Source organism: Chryseobacterium sp. (assembly GCF_029240215.1).
In the GTDB taxonomy this organism is placed as follows: domain Bacteria; phylum Bacteroidota; class Bacteroidia; order Flavobacteriales; family Weeksellaceae; genus Chryseobacterium.
This window is the reverse complement of sequence record NZ_JARBTK010000004.1, coordinates 331,580-348,916: the sequence shown is the minus strand read 5'-3', so window position 1 is coordinate 348,916 and position 17,337 is coordinate 331,580. Positions and strand designations below refer to the sequence as shown.

Sequence of the window (17,337 nt, the reverse complement as noted above, 5' to 3'; positions counted from 1 at the left end):
TTGAATTTTCTTTACAACATATTCATTTATCTTCTCATCTTCGGAATGAAAGTTTTTTCGTTGTTTAATGATAAAACTAAAAGAGGCGTTGAAGGAAGAAAAGAATCTGTAAATCGCATAAAATCTGCTTTTTCAGCCTCAGATAAAGTTATTTGGATGCATGCGGCAAGTTTAGGCGAATATGAGCAGGGTTTACCGGTTTTAGAAAGGCTTAAGGATGAGTTTCCAAGTCATAAAATTTTGATCACATTTTTTTCGCCTTCAGGTTATGAAAATGTTGTTAAAAAGAAAAGTATTGCCGATGCAATCTGTTATTTACCCTTTGATACAAAGAAAAATATAAGAGAATTTATTTCTCACATTAATATTGAACTATTTTTTACGGTGAAGTATGATTATTGGTATAATCTTCTTGCCGAACTTAAAAATAATGATGTAAAAATATTTGTGATTTCAGCATTATTTTATGAAAGTCAATCATTCTTCACTTCATATGGAAGATGGTTTGTAAAACAGTTGCAAAAAAATGTTGACTGGTTTTTTCATCAGACCCAACATTCTTATCTTTTAGCTAAAAGTATTGGTTTGACAAATGCTTCGGTTACGGGTGATACAAGATTTGACAGGGTGAAACATCTGAAAACCCGGGATAATCATATTGATTTTATTAAAGAGTTTATAGGTGATGAAAAAGCAATTGTCTTTGGAAGTTCGTGGCAGGCTGAAGAGAAAATAGCGAAAATGATTTTTGGGAAAAATCAGGATGTAAAATTAATTATTGCTCCCCACGATTTAAAAAGAGTAGAAAATTTAAAAGAAATCTTTCCAGATGCAATCCTTTATAGTAATTTAAAGAATTCTCAAGCCCTTCAATTCCCGAATTCTCAAATACTTATCATTGACAGCATCGGTTTGCTTTCAAAACTGTATTCTTATGCAGATATTGCAATTGTTGGGGGTGGGTTTCACGATTCCGGGTTGCATAATATTCTTGAGGCAGCAGCTTTTGGCGTTCCTGTAATTTTCGGAAATCATTACATGAAAAATCCGGAAGCGGATGATTTAATCAAATTTGATGGCGGAAAATCTTTTGAACATGAAAATGAAGCTGCAGAATTTGCGCTTTACCTTTTAAATAATGATGAAGAATTAAAAAATATGTCAGAAAATGCCGGAAAGTTTGTGGCTGAACAACCGAATTCTTCAGAGCTTATTATACATAAAATTCTATCACTTTAGAAATCCCTGGCTTTTAATATCTTTCACGAGCAAATCCAAATGGTCAGGAATTTTATCAATCGTTAACCAATTAAAATCAAAACTATTATTGATGCAGAGTTTTTCCAGATATCTGTTCTCATGAATTTTTGATTCTATGCTTTCTAATATTTCGTTAAGCTCCATCCAGTAATCTTCGTCAAGTTTTTTAATCGAAATAATGGCTTTCAGAAGTTTATTGATCAGATAAATATAAAGTTTGTAAATATTATCAAATCTTTGGTGATTAAGTTTGTCATTACTTTCTAAGATTTGATTGACAAGAAATAGTTGCAGATAGATGTCTCCGAACTTATCAGTTGTAATTTTTACGTGCTCGGTAATTTCTGCGCTTATTTTTCTGATCAGAACCAAAAAATATTTAGGATTTCCAATGTATTTTGAGGCCAGAAGAATTCTCTCTTCAATCTGTTCTTCCATTTGGGATCTTTTCTGATCTGTTGTTTCAGTATCAATCAGTTCAAAATAAAGTTTTTTTGACAAAAGTTTATCCTTTTTCAACAAACGGAAAATCAAACGGTCTTTTTCTATTGATGAGAAATTGCTCAGTGCAGCTTTAAATTCTTTCGAATATTCCATTAGTTAAAAATTTTAGAGTATTTCAAAAATCCGTTAAAAGCCCAATTTGCAGTATAATACAAAGATTTTACTGTAGAGAATTTCATGAAATCTTTATAAACCAAATATTGATCTTTTATAATATTCTGTTTTTTCCTTGAAACACTTGTGGGATGCATTCTATATTTTGCCATAGTTTTCGGAAGTGGTTTTCCTTCAGGAATTTTTTTAAGCAGATTGAGCCACATTACATGATCTTCGCGTTTGCTTCCTTCTGGGAAAAATTCTACACCGACTCTTTTAGAATCATACATTGATGAAAGTAAAGAAAGACGACAGGTTTTTAACAAATTATCAAACGTAACAACTTTATCTGCTTTGAAGTCCTCAATTTTAGGTTCTAAATTCTCATCACATCTTGCATAAGTAGAGTAGGCAATCTCAGCATTTTCTTTTTTCATAAAAGCTATCATTTCTTCAAGAAATTCAGGTTCCCAAAAATCGTCGGCATCCAAAAAAGTGATAAATCTTCCGGTTGCGTTTTTTAACGAAATATTTCTTGCGTGTCCTGCACCACCATTTTTTTTTGCTATTGTCAGTTTTATCCTGGGATCGTTGATTTTCTGAATAATTTCTACAGAATTGTCAGCCGATCTGTCATCCGTAATCAGCCATTCCCAATCTGTAAAAGTCTGATTCTGTACAGAGCTGATCGTTTCTTCCAAAAATTTTGAAGAATTGTAGCAGGGTGTTATGATCGAAACTTCAGGCATTCAGTATTTTTTGCAAATATAAGGCTTTGAAAATGGTCTTTAAAAGAGCTGTTTTTGAAAAAATGTAAATTATGATTCCAAAATTCAAAAAAAATGATGGAGTTTTAATAAAAAATCATAATTTTATGCCTTGAAAAATTTGATCTATGAAGAAATTAGCATTATTGTTTGCAGGTTTATCATTAATGGTAGCTACTACCGCATGTAACGATGACGACGAAACTGTGCAGGAGTTTCCAATCGTGGGAACCTGGAAACCGGTAGCAGAAGTGAGAACTGAGGTTGATCTTGACGGTGTCGGGGTTTCTGATGAAATTACTTATACTACCTGTCAACAGCAATCTACATGGGTTTTTAATGAAAATGCTTCCGGGAAAAGAACAGATAAAGACGAAGTGGGTAGTTCTTTGGCTTGTACAACAATCAATCAACGTAACTTCACTTACGTTTATACCAAATCTGATAAGAATTTCGAAATAAAATATCAGGGAACTGTAGTTTCTGAAAAAGGTCAGGTTGTTGATCTTAATGCTGAAACGATGAATATCAAATTTGTGGATGATACCGATCCTACTGTGTACAAAACCACAACACGTACTTTTAAGAGAATTGCTCAATAATATTTAAGAATTTTTATTACAGTCAATCAATCTCATCTTCGGATGAGATTTTTTTATGAATTATTGCTGTAATTAATTAAAATTAAATTTCCAATTCTTTTAAAATCATTAAATTTGTGAATCTTGATTTAGAATTAAAAAATCTAAAGTCTAAAATCTAACATCTAATATCTTATAAAAAAGTGTTTTACGATCATCAGCAGATAGAAAAAAAGTGGCAGAAATATTGGGAAGACAATCAAACCTACAAAACTTCCGATAAAACAGATAAACCGAAATTTTATGTTCTCGATATGTTTCCATATCCTTCAGGAGCGGGGCTTCACGTAGGTCATCCTCTTGGATATATTGCGTCAGATATTTATGCGAGATATAAAAGACATCAGGGTTTCAATGTTCTCCATCCTGTTGGTTACGACAGCTTCGGACTTCCTGCTGAACAGTATGCAATTCAGACTGGGCAACATCCGGCAATTACAACGGAGCAAAACATTACGAGATACGAAGAACAATTAAGAAAAATAGGTTTTTCATTTGACTGGAGCAGGGAAGTGAGAACTTCTGATGCTTCTTATTATAAATGGACGCAATGGATTTTCATTGAATTGTTCCATTCCTGGTATAATAAAAATACAGACAAGGCAGAATCGATCTCAACTTTGATCAGACATTTTGAAGAAAAAGGAACAGGAGAGTTAAGTGCCAATCAAAACGATGAATTAAATTTCACTGCAGAAGAATGGAAAAATGCTTCTGAGATTGATAAAGAAGATATTTTATTAAATTATCGTTTAGCCTACAGAGCTGAAACGACTGTAAACTGGTGTCCGGCTTTAGGAACAGTTCTTGCGAATGATGAGGTAAAAGACGGAAAATCCGAAAGAGGGGGGTTTCCTGTTTATCAGAAAAAAATGATGCAGTGGAGCATGCGTATTTCTGCATATTCTGAAAGATTATTACAAGGTTTAAAAACTTTAGACTGGCCTCAACCATTGAAAGATTCACAGGAATACTGGATCGGAAAATCTCAGGGAGCTCAGGTTAGATTTAATGTTGAAAATCATGATGAGATCGTTGAGGTTTTCACAACTAGACCTGATACAATTTTCGGAGCGACTTTTATGGTTTTAGCTCCCGAAAATCCTTTAGTGGAAACAATTACTACAGCTGAGCAAAAAGTTGAGGTTGATACTTATATCGAAGAAACTTCAAAGAAAACTGAGCGTGATAGAATGGCAGACGTGAAAAACGTTTCAGGTGCTTTCACGGGAAGTTATGCGATCAATCCGTTTAGCGGAGAAAAAATGCCGATCTATATTTCAGATTATGTTTTGATGGGTTACGGAACAGGAGCTGTAATGGCTGTTCCTGCACATGACGAGCGTGATCACAGATTTGCAAAGAAATTTAATTTAGAAATTAAAAAAGTTGTAGAAACTGACGAAGATATTCAGGAAAAATCTTTTGATTCTAAAGATTCTGTGTGTGTAAATTCTGATTTCTTGAATGGCTTAAATTATAATAATGCAAAGGCATTAATTATAGACGCGATTGAGAAAAAAGGAATCGGTCACGGAACGACAAATTACAGACAGCGTGATGCGATTTTCTCAAGACAGCGTTATTGGGGAGAGCCAGTTCCAATCTATTATAAGGATGGAATGCCTTACACGTTGCCGACTTCTGCATTGCCGTTAGAACTTCCTGAAGTTGAAAAATATTTACCGACAGAAGACGGAGATCCGCCATTAGGAAATTCAAAAACTTTTGCTTGGGACGAAGCAAACCAAAAAGTGGTTGCTACAGATTTAATTGATGATAAAACTGTTTTTCCTTTAGAATTATCTACAATGCCAGGTTGGGCTGGAAGCTCATGGTACTTCTTAAGATATATGGATCCGAAAAATCATGAGGTCTTTGCTAATAAAGAGCTTTCGGATTATTGGGGACAGGTAGATTTGTATATTGGTGGAAGCGAACACGCAACCGGTCACTTATTATATTCTCGTTTTTGGAATATGTTCTTAAAAGACAGAGGTTATATTAATCAGGATGAGCCTTTCCAGAAGTTGATCAATCAGGGGATGATTTTGGGGATGAGTGCGTTTGTGTATAGAATCGGGGGGACTAATCAATATGTTTCTAAAAATTTAGCAAAAGATTATCAGACTCAGTCAATCCATGTTGATGTATCTCTATTAAAAGGAACATCTGATGAATTAGATACTGAAGCTTTCAAAGCATGGAGACCAGATTACGCTGACGCAGAATTTATTTTAGAAGACGGAAAGTACATCACAGGTCGTGAAGTGGAAAAAATGTCTAAGTCTAAATACAATGTTGTAAATCCTGACGATATCTGTGAAGAATACGGCGCAGACGGTTTAAGATTATACGAAATGTTCTTAGGTCCGTTGGAGCAATCTAAACCTTGGAACACGCAAGGACTAAGCGGAGTTTATGGCTTCCTGAAAAAATTCTGGAATTTATACTTCAACGAAGATGCTTTTGAAGTTTCAGAAGAAGAGCCGACAAAAGCTGAATATAAAATTTTACATACTTTAATAAAGAAGGTTGTTTATGATATTGAAAATTTTTCTTTCAATACGTCAGTTTCTTCATTTATGATCGCTGTCAACGAGTTACAGAAAATAAAATGCAACAAACGCAATATTTTAGAACCTTTAGCCGTTATTATTTCCCCGTATGCTCCGCACATCTGTGAAGAGGTATGGAATTTGCTTGGTCACAGCGGGTCGATTGAATTTGAAAAGTTCCCGGAACTGAACGAAGAATATTTAATTGAGGACGAAATTAATTATCCGGTAAGTGTAAATGGTAAGATGAAGTTTAAAATTTCTCTTTCTGCTCAACTTTCGGCACAAGAGGTTGAAGTTTTAGTGCTTCAAAATGAAAAAATGAAGGAAATTTTGGAAGGTAAAACCCCTAAAAAGATTATTGTAGTGCCGAAAAAAATAGTAAACATTGTAATTTAAAACAAATTTAACATTGGTAATTTCAAAAAATTAAGCCCTTAATGTTTTTGATTTTTTAATGTATTTTCAATTAATGATAAAAATCAGTAATATTTTTAGATATAATTACAATATCGGAATCGTATTAAATTTTCGTTATCAAAAAAAGACAAAATGTTTATTTAAGACTATTGCATTTTAAGTAATTTTGCCTTTATTTTACAACTTTAAAATTTTTAAACAATATAATTTAGTTAAATATGGAAATGAATGTTTCAAAAAATGATGAGCAAGTAGTTGCTAAAAAAGCAGGGGGTCTTAATCCGGCTGTAATTATTCCTATTCTATTAGTTATAGGAATTTGTATTTATTTATTCGTTCTTGGTAGCCCAGGAAATTTTAAAGATGCAGATAAACTAGGAAGTGGTTCTGTTGCTTTTTCAAGTGTTGAAGGGAAAGACATTCACCCAGAGTCGTTTTTGGGAATTATCTACAAAGGAGGGGTTATCGTACCGATCTTGATTACTTTCATGATCACTGTAATCGTTTTCTCTTTCGAAAGATATTTTATTCTTAGCAAAGCTGCTGGAAAAGGTAACTTAGATAATTTCGTAGTAAAAGTAAGAAGCTTACTAAACCAAAACAGAGTTGATGAAGCTTTAGAAGAGTGTGACAGACAGGAAGGTTCTGTAGGTAATGTAGTAAAAGAAGGTCTTACAACTTACAAGGCTTTATCAAATGATACTACATTAAATAAAGAACAAAAAATGGTTGCTCTTAATAAAGCTATCGAAGAGGCTACTACTCTTGAGATGCCAATGCTTGAGAAAAACATGATGATTCTTTCTACTCTAGGTACAGTTGCAACATTGATCGCACTACTTGGAACAGTAATCGGGATGATCAAGGCGTTCTTCGCATTAGGTTCTGGAGGTGGTACTCCTGATGCTGCTGCACTTTCTACAGGTATCTCTGAAGCATTGATCAATACAGCTTTAGGTATTGGTACTTCTGCAATTGCGATTATGCTTTATAACTTCTTTACATCAAAAATTGATGGATTGACTTACAAGATCGACGAGATCGCAATGAGCATCCAGCAGTCTTTCGCAGAATTCAACTAAGAATTTTGTAGCAAGATATTTGCATTGTAAAAAGAAGTTTAATTAAAAATAAATAATATAATGGCGAGAGTCAAACCAAAAAGACATGGGGTAGTTACGGATATGACGGCAATGTGTGACGTTGCATTCCTTCTACTTACGTTCTTTATATTGACCACTCAGTTTAAGAAACCTGACGTGGAGCAGATCAAACCGCCATCTTCAATCTCAGAAAAATTACTTCCTGATGCTAGTTTAATGACTATCAATGCCACTCCGGACGGAAAATTTTATTTCCAACCTGTGGATAATGCATCAGAAAGAGTACAGCTTTTAGATAAAATGGGACAAAAGTACGGTGTTGCTTTTGATAATAAGCAAAAAGCTGCATTTCAAAGAGTTCAGGCAATTGGGGTTCCTATGAACCAGCTGAAAAGCTATTTGGATTTGCCGGAAGATGCGCAGAAAAGTTTTAAGAGTCCTACAGGGATTCCTATGGATAGTACTAATAAACAATTAGTTGACTGGGTAGAGCAAAGTTTAAGCGTTAATCCTGATTACAAGTTAGCAATCAAAGGTGACGTTACGACGGAGTATCCTAAAGTTAAAAGTTTATTTGAGGGTTTAAGAGATATCGATTTTCTTAAATTTTGGTTGATAACGTCACAAGAAGGTAAACCTAATGAATAATATCATTTAGAAATGGCAGAAGTACAAGTACAGGAAAAAGGCGCCAAAGGCGGCAAGGTACGTTCCAAGAAACAGAGTACCAGAGTTGATATGACTCCAATGGTGGACTTGGGTTTTCTATTGATTACCTTCTTTATGTTCACAACCACATTCTCTAAACCGAATGTTATGGATTTGGGTCTTCCGGCAAAACCGAAAGAAAATACTCCGAAACCACCTCCAACTGAGATTAAACTTTCAAATTCAATTTCATTATTATTAGGTAAAGACAATAAGATTTTTTGGCATCAGCAAGATAATACATCTTTAACTGATCAAAATCTTAACGAAACTACTTTTGATAGAGAAGGAATCAGAAAGATCATAGAGCAAGCAAAGAATAGTGCGGCTGATAGAACTAAATTTACAGTGATTATCAAACCGACTGACGATGCAGTGTATAAGAACTTTGTAGATATTCTTGACGAAATGGCTATTACCAAAAGTGAGCAGTATGGTGTTACTGATCTTAAGCCTTGGGAAAAAGCTATTTATGATAGAAAAGTAGGAAATCCAGCTGGTGCTGCTCCTGCAACAAAGTAATTTAACCATTAAATTTGAATTACAATGGCAGATGAAAATGTATACAGTCAAAATCTTTCGTTAGACGAGATTGTATTTGAAAATAGAAATAAAAGTTATGGTGCGTATGATATCAGAACTCAGTATCCTAGATTACTGACGAAGTCTTTTATCATCGGTACATCATTATTCCTGGTGGCTGCTTTATCTCCTTTTATCTATCTTACTATTAAAAATATGAATGCGGCTGACGAAGTTCAGGTGAAAGCAGATTTAGTAGAGATTTTACAGGAAGATAAAATTATAGAAGAGCCAAAAGAAGAAGAACCACCTCCACCACCTCCTCCAAAAGAGGAAGAAAAAATTGAGGTAATTCAAAACGTAGTTCCGGAACCGGTGAAAGCTCCTAAAATTGAGACTCCACCACCGCCGATTTCTAAGCAATTAGAAACTCAGACTGGATTAGTTGCTCAAGAAGGGGTAAAAGCTCCTGCTTACACACCACCGCCACCGCCACCATCTACAGGGACTAAGGCTTCAACAGCTGAAGTTAAACCTCAGGTGAGTGACACTCAGGTGTATAGTGAGGTTGAGCAGACCGCAGAATTCCCTGGAGGAATCAATGCTTTCAGAAATAAATTTCAAAATAGCTTTGACGGTTCAGCGATGAACGGTGATGAAGGAGCTGTTAAAACTGAAATTACTTTCGTGGTTGAAAGAGACGGAACTATTACCGATGTAAAAGCTAATGGTAAAAATTCAGACTTTAATTCTGAAGCGGTTAGAACCATTAAGTCAATTAAAAATAAATGGACTCCTGCAAAAATCAACGGTCAATCTGTTCGTTACAGATTCAGATTCCCGGTATCAATGAATTTTGAAGGTTAATATTTATCTTAAATACTATTAAAAAAGAGAAGCAATTGCTTCTCTTTTTATTTTTTTTAATACTTTTGTTATATGATGTTCAATTGGTTATCCTTAGTCACAGGATTGTTTTATATAGTTCTCGGAATTGTAATAATTATTTACAAATTCTTCTTTACACTTTTAGAGCCTGCTGTAGCTTATCCGCTTGGCGGATTGGTAATGCTGTATGGTGTTTTCAGAATATGGAGAGCCGTTTCAAAAATTAGAAATACCGATGATCATGAATAATCTGAAATCACTGATATTTTTACTATTGGTTCTCACGGTAAGTTGTTCAAAAAAAGAAGATAAATCCCCGTCTTATCACAAAGGAGATATGACCATATTAACGGATGAATCTTTCAAAAGTGTTACTGAAGCATTGGCTGATGGATATATGATTAATTATCCTGAAACTAAAATTAAAGTAGTTACTAAAAAAGAAGATTTAGGTTTCTTAGATCTTTTGAATGATAAGGCTAGAATTGTTGTAATGTCAAAAGAACTTTCTGCTGAAGAAGTAAAAGCTTATGAGGAGCAGGCAGATCTTAAATTCTTACCCGCAAAATTTGCAGCGGATGCTGTAGTTTTTGTTGTTCCTAAAAATTCTCCGAAAACAAGTATTACGATGGAGGAAATTGCTCAGGGAATGCAATCGGATGATAAAAACTTTATCTATGACGGTGCAAATTCAAGTAATTTAAATTTTGTGGCACAAAAACTTAAAAAACTTCCAAAGGATTTAAAATATTCTATTATTCCCGGAAGTACAAATGTTATTGAGGAATTAAATAAATATCCGGACAAAATAGGGGTAGTGGGCCTAAATACAATCAGCAGACCTTATGATAAAAATGCGGAAAAATTGAGAGAGTTCATCAAGATCCTTCCGGTTGAGACTGGTGGAAAATTGTATTCTCCAGATTTTGAAGGTTTACGCGAAATGAAATATCCTTTTACCAGAGTGTTATACTTTTTAACAAATGAAGGGAATTTTAACATTGCCAGCGGTTTTATAAGATACTCATGCACACAGTTAGGACAAATAATTGTGCAAAAAGAGGGCTTACAGCCGTATAATATTTACAGACGAGAAGTTCAGATGCGTTAAATAATATTAAATTCATCTGATTACCAATTTAATTCGTTTATTTTGGTCTGAAAATTGTGGGTTGATAATAGTTCAATTTAGAAAATATATAATGAAAGATATAATGATTATGAATGTAAAGAAGATTGCTTTTGGAGCAGCGGTTGTATTTTTTAGCAATTTTACGATTGCACAAACATTACAAGACGGTATCAACAGCATCGACAGTGATAAATTTGCTCAGGCAAAAAACAATTTCACTCAGATGATTGCTAAAGAGCCAAAAGCAGAAAATTATTTCTATTTAGGAAATACTTATTTAAGACAATCTGAGCCGGACTTTGCTCAGGCAACTGAAAATTTTAATAAAGGTCTTGCTGCAGACAACAAAAGTTATTTAAATAAACTTGGTTTAGCTACGGTTAAATTAGGTAAAGGTGATAAAAGTGCTATTGCTGAAATTCAGAAAATAGTTACAGATTCAAGAGAAAAAGATGCTGAAGTTCTTTTCAGAGCAGCAGAAGCTTTGACATTGTTTGAAAAAAATAACTCTCCTGATTTAGCAATTCAGTTTTTGAATAAAGCAATCGAAAGGGCAGCTAAGAAAGAAGTTCCTGCAAATTATTACTATACTTTAGGAGATGCTTACAGATTAAAGAGGATTCCTGGTGATGCAATGTCTGCGTACGACAAAGCTTTACCTTTAGCCAAAAACAAAGCTTCGGTTTATACAAGAATCGGAACACTTTGGATGGCAGCTCAACAATGGCAACAAGCTAAAACAAGTATTGAGAAGGCAATTTCTACAGATCCAACATATGCGCCTGCGTACAAAGCGTTAGCGGCTTATAACATCAAATACCAGGAAAATGCAAAAGCAACTCAGGATTTGATTAATTATACAAAATATGCTGATGAAGATCCTTATACTCAGTTGGAGATTGCTAAATTGTATTTTACCAATGAAGATTATGCCAACTCAAAATTGATTTTAGATAAGATTTTTGATAAAATTAATGATCCTATTAAATTCAAATTGAGAGCATATGTAAACTATGCAGACGGACAATATGCAGAAGCAAAACAAAACATGGACACTTTTGTTTCTCAAGCCGAGAAATCGAGAGTGCAGCCTGCAGATCAAGGTTTGCAAGGTCTTATTGCTGCAGGTTTGGCAAAAACAGAAACTGATGCTGCGAAAAAAACAGCTTTAATGACTGAAGCTCAGCAAAAAGTAGCAATTGCTAAAGCGGCAAAAGATGAAACGATGAAGTGGGATATGGAACTTGTAAAAATTGCTGGCGGTGGAGCTTCTCAATCAGCTGTAGATGCAGGACCAACTAATCCTCAAATTGAAGCATTGAAAAAACAGGTTGCTGCAAATGCTCAGGATTCTGATGCTTTGTACAAATTGGCAACAGCTTATCAGGATGTTAAAAACTGGAACGGTGCCATCTTAACGTGGCAGAAAATGAGTACGCTTTTACCGGACTGGGCTCCTGCGTACTACAGTTTAGGATATGCATACCAGCAGGCTACAAATAACGATGCTGCAAAGATTGCTTATGAAAAATATATCACTACAGTAAAACCTGCAGAAGTAGAAGCTAACAAGCAGACTTTAGCTTATGCTTACTTTGCGGTTGCATATTTATCTAAAGATTCTGATGTAGCAAAAGCAAAAGATTATGTTGCTAAATCTTTACAGTTAGATCCTACTTATCAGGATGCTGTAAAATTAAATACAGAGATCAACAAATAATTTAATTTTTAAATTATACATATTAAAACTTCCCATTCTCAATGTTTGGGAAGTTTTTATTTTAAATCTTATATTTGAAACTATGAAAACAGACATACTTGCTTTTGGTGCACATCCGGATGATGTTGAATTAGGTTGTGGCGGAACAATTGCCAAATTAATTTCAGAGGGTAAAACCTGTGTAATTATTGATCTTACTAGAGGTGAACTTGGAACTCGCGGAACTGATGAGATAAGACATAAAGAGGCAACCGAATCTGCAAAGATTTTAGGAGTTTCTGCCAGAGAAAATTTGGGAATGAAAGATGGTTTTCTTGTTAATTCTGAAGCGTATCAATTGGAAATAGTAAAAATGATCCGTAAATACCGTCCGGAAATCGTGTTAGCGAATGCAATTGATGACAGGCATCCGGATCACGCAAAAGCAGCGAAATTAGTTTCAGATGCGTGCTTTTTAGCTGGTTTAAGAAAGATAGAAACAATTGTTGATGGAGAAAATCAGGAAGTGTGGAGACCAAAGCAAATTTTCCATTATATACAGTGGAAAGATATTAAGCCGGAATTTGTAATTGATATATCAGAACATCTTAATAAGAAATTGGAAGCTTGTATGGCTTTTAAAACACAATTTTACGATCCGAAATCTACAGAGCCGGAAACTCCAATCACTTCAAAAGACTTTTATGAAAGCCTGACTTATCGTGCTCAGGATTTAGGTAGGTTATCAGGAGTCATTTATGCTGAGGGATTTACGACTGAGAAGCTGATTGCAATGAAAAATTTTGACGGAATTGTTTTGTAATTAAAAAATATATCCTATATTTGCACCACCAAAAACGGTGATTGTAGCTCAGTTGGTTAGAGCGCCGGATTGTGGTTCCGGAGGTCGGGGGTTCGAGACCCCTCATTCACCCCATAAAAAACACATTTTCTTTTGAAAATGTGTTTTTTTATTCTAAAAAAGCATCTGAAAAGATGCTTGATTTTTTTATATAATAGGTTAGTTTTTTTGATTTAAACTTCGTCGTCAGAATCAATAGTGTAAGTTCTGCTTTTGAAATCTTTATCATGTTTTTCAGATATTACATCTTCACCTTTTTCATTAATGATAAAATCTGTAGATTCATTAAACATTTCCTGAAAGCTTTTAAAATCTTCTTTATAAAGGTAAATTTTATGCTTTTCGAATGTAGCCTCCCCATTCTCCCCGAAATTCTTTTTGCTTTCGGTAATTGTAAGATAATAATCTCCTGCTTTCGTCTCGCGCACATCAAAGAAATACGTTCTTCTTCCTGCTTTTAACACCTTCGTGAAAATTTCATTCTCATGGCGTTCCTTGTATTCACTCATTATTAGATATTTTTTAATCTTGTTAAGAACAAATATAAAATATTTCTTTTAATCACAAAATTTTTTTTATGATTTATTTAACAATTACGAAAGAAACAGCTAAGCGGGTATAAAATTGGTAATTTCAGTAAGATTAATGATTTTATCTGCACGTTGAGCACTAGACTCTCTATGAGTGATAATTATGGAAGTTGCGTTATGAATTTTTGTATCTATATTTTTCAGAATATTCTGTTCGGTTTCCGTATCTAAAGCTGATAGAGAATCGTCAAAAATGATAATATTAGGATCTTTTATTAATGCTCTTGCAATACAAATTCGCTGTTTCTGTCCTCCTGAAAGCATTACTCCACGTTCTCCGACCATTGTTTTATAGCCTTCTTTGAATTCTACAATGTTTTTGTGAACGTCTGCTATTTTAGAATATTCTACCACTTTTTCGTGGGAAGGATTGTCGATTGAAAAGCCAATATTATGCTCAATAGAATCTGAAAACAGGTAACTTTCCTGTGGAATATAACCGATAAAATTTCTGTAATTATCGAGATTATGATCTTTCAGATTTTTCCCATCAATTAAAATTTCTCCTTCTGTCGGATCAATCAATCTGCATAAAAGTAGGGCTATGGTCGATTTTCCGCTTCCGGTTTTACCCATTATGGCTAAAGATTGTCCTGCATCAATTTTAAAACTTAAATTTTCTAAAGCCTTAATTCCTGTATTAGGGTAAACATACGATACATTTCTAAATTCGATATCTCCTTTGATCGGATAATTTTCAAAGTTTTTGTTAACCACTTCAGATTTTTTATCCATGAATTCATTGATTCTCTGCATAGAAGCTTCCGCCCTCTGATTAACCGAAGTTACCCAACCAACCATAGAAAAAGGCCAGATCAGAATATTAATATACATAAAGAAATCTGCAATTTTGCCTACCGTTAATTCTCCTGCAATATATTTTTGTCCGCCGATTAAAATAATGGCAACATTCAATAATCCGATTACAAATAAAATAATAGTAAAAAAATAGGCTTCAGTTTTTGCCAAGTCTAAAGCTTTGTCCTGATAATCTGTGACCTTTGCGCCATAGTTTTTTTTAATATAATTTTCTTTAGCAAAAAATTTAACGACACGAATTCCGGAAAAGCTGTCCTGTACAAAAGTGGAAATTGCAGACTGACTTTTCTGCATGATTTTTGACTTTTTATTGATGATCGAACTGACTTTGAAAATGATGTACGAAAGAATAGGTAATGGAAATAAAGTCCAGACAGTCATCGATACATCTGTTTTCAACATATAAATACAGGTGATTGTCAATAAAACTAATAAGTTCACCACATACATCACACCGGGACCAAGATACATTCTTACTGCTACAACGTCCTCACTCAGACGATTCATTAAATCTCCCGTTGTAGTCGTTTTATAATCTGTTAAAGATAAATCCTGGTAATGTCTGTAGATTTTATTTTTAAGTTCATATTCTATCCTTCTTGATGCCACAATAATGGTTTGTCTCATCATAAAGGTGAAAAATCCTGTAAGAAGCGAGCAGCCTACAATAATAGCTACATAAATAAGCACTTGTTTGTTGAAGCCTAGACTTCCTGTTTTTGTAAGTTCATCTACAGATTTTCCTACAAACTGTACTTTATATATATTGAAAAAATTGCTGGCAATGATGAAGAGTAACCCCCAAAACAATAATATTTTGTGCTTCCAAAAGTAAGGGTTCAGAGTTTTTAAAGCTTTCATAAACTTTTGCAAATTTACAAAAATAGAGTCAGACTAGGAATTTCATAAATTTTAAATTTTGTATCTTTGCACCCATAAAAAGCTCTTTGAATGTTAGGAAGAAGACAAATCCGTGAAAAAGTAGTAGAAAGTGTGTATTCTTACTACCAAAATCCAATAAAATTTGATGTTTTAGAGAAAAACATGTTCTATGGAATAGAGAAAATCTATAATCTCTATATTCTTGAAATCAACTTTTTGGTATCGCTGAAAAATTTAGCAGAAAACCAGATGGAAATTGGTAAGAATAAATACATTAAAACTGATTCTGAAATCAACCCCAATCAAAAATTTATTAATAATCAAGTATTAATAAAATTAGAAGAAAACCCTGAAAGACTTTTCTTCTCCGGGCAGCATGCTGATTTGAAATGGGATTTGCATGATGATTTCTTGGTAAGAACATTCCAAAGAATGACTTCAGGGAAACGTTATCAGGATTTTATGAAAGAAGATGGATATTCTTTTGATGATGATCAGAAATTTATTGGGAAATTATTTTTGAGATATGTTGCAGAGAATGAAGACTTTCATGATTATGTAAGCGACAGAGAGTTGACTTGGGCAGATGATATTCACATTGCAAACTCGATGGTTCAGAAAACTATTGGTTTCATCAAAGAAAATGAAGAAAGCCGAACTTTAATTAAAATGATTAAAGATGAAGAAGATAAAAGCTTTGCCGGCAAACTGTTGAGGGATACGTTAAATAATTGGGAAGTAAATGAGAAAAAGCTTTCTGAGAGATTAGAAAACTGGGATTTGGAAAGAGTGGCATTGATGGATAAAGTCATCCTGACAACAGCTATTTCTGAACTAGATAATTTTCCTTTTACACCTTCAAGAGTCATTATCAATGAATATATTGAGATTGCAAAAGTATTTGCTACAGATCGTTCAAATATATTCATTAACGGGATTTTAGATAAATATTGTAAAGATTTAAACAGAATATAAACAAAATAAAAATGAAAAAGTCGTTATCAATTATCGCTTTGTCTATCATAGGCTTTGGTTTGGTTTCTTGTAAAAAAGAAGAAAACAAAGAACTTCAAAACTCAGAAACAATAGCAAATACATTGTCGGGTGATTCTTTACCTCACAAGACACATACTTCTGTTGCAGGAGAAACTGCTACACCTGTAGCTTCTAATCAGCCACTAACAACAGTTGCTTTGTCAGAAAGTAATTTTGATTTTGGCACGATCAAAAAAGGTGATAAAGTAAATCACGTATATGAAGTAACCAACACAGGGAAAAATCCTTTAGTAATTTCTGAAGTGAAGCCAGGATGCGGATGTACTGCTCCGGAATTTACAAAAGACCCAATTTTGCCGGGTAAAAAAGGAAAAATTACTTTGAGCTTTGATTCATCAAGTTTTGACGGAGCCGTTCAGAAATTTGCAGATGTTTATGCAAATGTTGAAAAATCTCCTATTAAGTTAACGTTCAATGCGAACATTCAACCTAAATAATATGTTAACAGTATTTTTACAAGCCGCACCAGCTGGAGGATCTTCTCCAATGATGCTTATCATGATGGGTGTGATGTTTGTCGGGTTTTATTTCCTGATGATCAGACCTCAGATGAGAAAACAGAAGCAGGAGAAAAAATTTCAGGAAGAGCTTAAAGTGGGAAGCAGAGTAGTGCTTACTTCTGGTCTTCATGGTAGAATTGCTCAAATCCAGGAGGATGGAGTAGTAATTGAAACGCTTTCAGGAAAGCTTAAATTTGAAAAAGCTGCCATCTCAAGAGAATTTACAGATGCTCGTTTCGGAGATAAAGCTACAAAGACTACAGATAAAAAAGAAGTAATAGAAACTGAAAAGAAGTAGTTTCCAGTTTTAAAATCATATTGCGAATCGGC

General features: G+C 34.0%; 18 protein-coding genes and 1 tRNA gene. 15 read left to right on the top strand and 4 right to left on the bottom strand.

Annotated features, from left to right (window positions below):
• Window positions 1-1,239 (top strand): glycosyltransferase N-terminal domain-containing protein, encoded by a 1,239-nt coding sequence (locus K0R77_RS11220; RefSeq protein WP_300352253.1) that lies wholly within the window; start codon window positions 1-3, stop codon window positions 1,237-1,239.
• On the opposite strand, the gene K0R77_RS11215 is transcribed toward K0R77_RS11220, so the two are convergent.
• Window positions 1,231-1,857 (bottom strand): deoxyuridine 5'-triphosphate nucleotidohydrolase, encoded by a 627-nt coding sequence (locus K0R77_RS11215; protein WP_300352252.1) that lies wholly within the window; start codon window positions 1,855-1,857, stop codon window positions 1,231-1,233. The genes K0R77_RS11220 and K0R77_RS11215 overlap by 9 nt on opposite strands.
• A complete protein-coding gene (locus K0R77_RS11210) occupies window positions 1,857-2,609 on the bottom strand; it encodes a glycosyltransferase family 2 protein (RefSeq protein ID WP_300352250.1) in 753 nt (250 codons plus the stop codon). The genes K0R77_RS11215 and K0R77_RS11210 overlap by 1 nt, the downstream gene beginning before the upstream one ends.
• A gap of 146 nt (window positions 2,610-2,755) precedes the next feature.
• Here K0R77_RS11210 and K0R77_RS11205 point away from each other — a divergent pair, with 146 nt between their 5' ends.
• From K0R77_RS11205 to K0R77_RS11155, 11 genes are all read left to right on the top strand, one after another.
• Window positions 2,756-3,229 (top strand): lipocalin family protein, encoded by a 474-nt coding sequence (locus tag K0R77_RS11205; protein WP_300352249.1) that lies wholly within the window; start codon window positions 2,756-2,758, stop codon window positions 3,227-3,229.
• Window positions 3,230-3,411: 182 nt separating this feature from the next.
• A complete protein-coding gene (gene leuS / locus K0R77_RS11200) occupies window positions 3,412-6,225 on the top strand; it encodes a leucine--tRNA ligase (RefSeq protein WP_300352247.1) in 2,814 nt (937 codons plus the stop codon).
• Window positions 6,226-6,464: 239 nt separating this feature from the next.
• Window positions 6,465-7,328, top strand: a complete 864-nt coding sequence (locus tag K0R77_RS11195) for a MotA/TolQ/ExbB proton channel family protein (RefSeq protein ID WP_047445039.1) — start codon at window positions 6,465-6,467, stop codon at window positions 7,326-7,328.
• A gap of 60 nt (window positions 7,329-7,388) precedes the next feature.
• Window positions 7,389-7,997 carry a biopolymer transporter ExbD gene (locus K0R77_RS11190; RefSeq protein WP_300352245.1) on the top strand — a complete coding sequence of 203 codons (609 nt, stop codon included), beginning with the start codon at window positions 7,389-7,391 and terminating at the stop codon, window positions 7,995-7,997.
• Window positions 7,998-8,009: 12 nt separating this feature from the next.
• Window positions 8,010-8,579 carry a biopolymer transporter ExbD gene (locus K0R77_RS11185; protein WP_300352243.1) on the top strand — a complete coding sequence of 190 codons (570 nt, stop codon included), beginning with the start codon at window positions 8,010-8,012 and terminating at the stop codon, window positions 8,577-8,579.
• Between the two features lie 24 nt (window positions 8,580-8,603).
• Entirely contained in the window at window positions 8,604-9,446 is an 843-nt protein-coding gene (locus tag K0R77_RS11180; protein ID WP_300352242.1) for an energy transducer TonB, read from the top strand.
• Window positions 9,447-9,518: 72 nt separating this feature from the next.
• The gene (locus K0R77_RS11175; RefSeq protein WP_367182736.1) at window positions 9,519-9,716 is read left to right on the top strand and encodes a C4-dicarboxylate ABC transporter; all 198 of its coding nucleotides are present in this window, start codon (window positions 9,519-9,521) and stop codon (window positions 9,714-9,716) included.
• Window positions 9,709-10,578 (top strand): PstS family phosphate ABC transporter substrate-binding protein, encoded by an 870-nt coding sequence (locus K0R77_RS11170; protein WP_300352240.1) that lies wholly within the window; start codon window positions 9,709-9,711, stop codon window positions 10,576-10,578. Before K0R77_RS11175 ends, K0R77_RS11170 begins: the two co-directional genes overlap by 8 nt.
• Window positions 10,579-10,669: 91 nt before the next feature.
• On the top strand, window positions 10,670-12,319 hold the full coding sequence (locus K0R77_RS11165; RefSeq protein ID WP_300352238.1) for a tetratricopeptide repeat protein: 1,650 nt from the start codon (window positions 10,670-10,672) through the stop codon (window positions 12,317-12,319).
• 82 nt (window positions 12,320-12,401) lie between these two features.
• A complete protein-coding gene (gene bshB1 / locus K0R77_RS11160) occupies window positions 12,402-13,121 on the top strand; it encodes a bacillithiol biosynthesis deacetylase BshB1 (RefSeq protein WP_300352236.1) in 720 nt (239 codons plus the stop codon).
• 37 nt (window positions 13,122-13,158) lie between these two features.
• A tRNA-His gene (locus tag K0R77_RS11155) sits at window positions 13,159-13,235 on the top strand.
• Window positions 13,236-13,333: 98 nt separating this feature from the next.
• Here the strand turns inward: K0R77_RS11155 and K0R77_RS11150 are convergent.
• Window positions 13,334-13,669, bottom strand: coding sequence for a DUF3276 family protein (locus K0R77_RS11150; RefSeq protein ID WP_029295477.1), 336 nt, complete (start codon window positions 13,667-13,669; stop codon window positions 13,334-13,336).
• Between the two features lie 99 nt (window positions 13,670-13,768).
• A complete protein-coding gene (locus K0R77_RS11145; RefSeq protein WP_300352233.1) occupies window positions 13,769-15,430 on the bottom strand; it encodes an ABC transporter ATP-binding protein in 1,662 nt (553 codons plus the stop codon).
• Window positions 15,431-15,520: 90 nt separating this feature from the next.
• Between K0R77_RS11145 and K0R77_RS11140 the strand changes: the two genes are divergently transcribed.
• Genes K0R77_RS11140 through yajC form a run of 3 tightly spaced genes read left to right on the top strand, consistent with a single transcriptional unit; the run spans window position 15,521 to window position 17,305 of the window.
• Window positions 15,521-16,426, top strand: a complete 906-nt coding sequence (locus K0R77_RS11140; protein ID WP_300352232.1) for a transcription antitermination protein NusB — start codon at window positions 15,521-15,523, stop codon at window positions 16,424-16,426.
• Between the two features lie 11 nt (window positions 16,427-16,437).
• Window positions 16,438-16,944: a DUF1573 domain-containing protein gene (locus K0R77_RS11135; RefSeq protein WP_300352231.1), complete on the top strand. Its 507-nt coding sequence runs from the start codon at window positions 16,438-16,440 to the stop codon at window positions 16,942-16,944.
• 1 nt (window position 16,945) lies between these two features.
• Window positions 16,946-17,305, top strand: coding sequence for a preprotein translocase subunit YajC (gene yajC, locus K0R77_RS11130; RefSeq protein ID WP_300352230.1), 360 nt, complete (start codon window positions 16,946-16,948; stop codon window positions 17,303-17,305).
• The last annotated feature ends 32 nt before the right edge of the window (window positions 17,306-17,337 follow it).